This is a genomic window from Kurthia sp. Dielmo (genome assembly GCF_000307285.2).
In the GTDB taxonomy this organism is placed as follows: Bacteria; Bacillota; Bacilli; order Bacillales_A; family Planococcaceae; genus Kurthia; species Kurthia populi.
Genome location: NZ_CAEP01000192.1, coordinates 1 through 575, shown reverse-complemented (window position 1 = coordinate 575; position 575 = coordinate 1). Strand labels below are relative to the sequence as shown.

The following is a 575-nucleotide window of genomic DNA, read 5'->3' as shown; positions in this document are numbered from 1 at the left end:
TGATTATCCGGTAACTTTAACGACAGATTTCTCTACACGTGGAAAAGGAAAACTCATCGGGATTTTCGCTGGCCATACGCATAAAGATATTGCGAAACGTGTCGGCTTTAATACCACACCAACCATTCTCACAAACTGCTCATATGCTGCAGGTGATAATGACGACAGAGAACGTCGAAAGCTCGGCACTGTACAAGAAGAATTATTTGATGTGATTGCTGTTAGTGTCGAAAAAAATGATATTCAATTGATTCGATTTGGAGCCAAATACAATGGCCAAGACATTCGACAATATTCTGGAGGTGGAAATGAATGAAGAAAACAGTCGTAAGTGGGCAAGTATCACTGGCCAATAACACCGATGTTCATGTATCAAGACAAGCGCCACCATTTCCGATTGTTGGCCAAATGTGGCTCGATATAACAACTGAACCGCCTATCTTAAAAAAGTACGATGGTCAAAAATGGATTAAAACAACAATGGATATTGAACAACTTGATCCGATTAAATACAACAGCATTTTATCGGGCATTGCCATTGCACAAGAAAGTGCAGATGGGAAAACAACGAACTA

Annotated in this window: 2 protein-coding genes; both read left to right on the top strand. The window is 40.0% G+C overall.

Annotated elements, in window-relative coordinates; all coding sequences use genetic code 11:
* The coding region (locus KTHG_RS20935; RefSeq protein WP_222424324.1) for a hypothetical protein at positions 1–316 on the top strand (316 nt) is incomplete at its 5' end.
* A partial coding sequence (locus KTHG_RS00110; protein ID WP_139991795.1) for a hypothetical protein occupies positions 313–575 on the top strand: 263 nt, incomplete at its 3' end. The genes KTHG_RS20935 and KTHG_RS00110, both read left to right, overlap by 4 nt.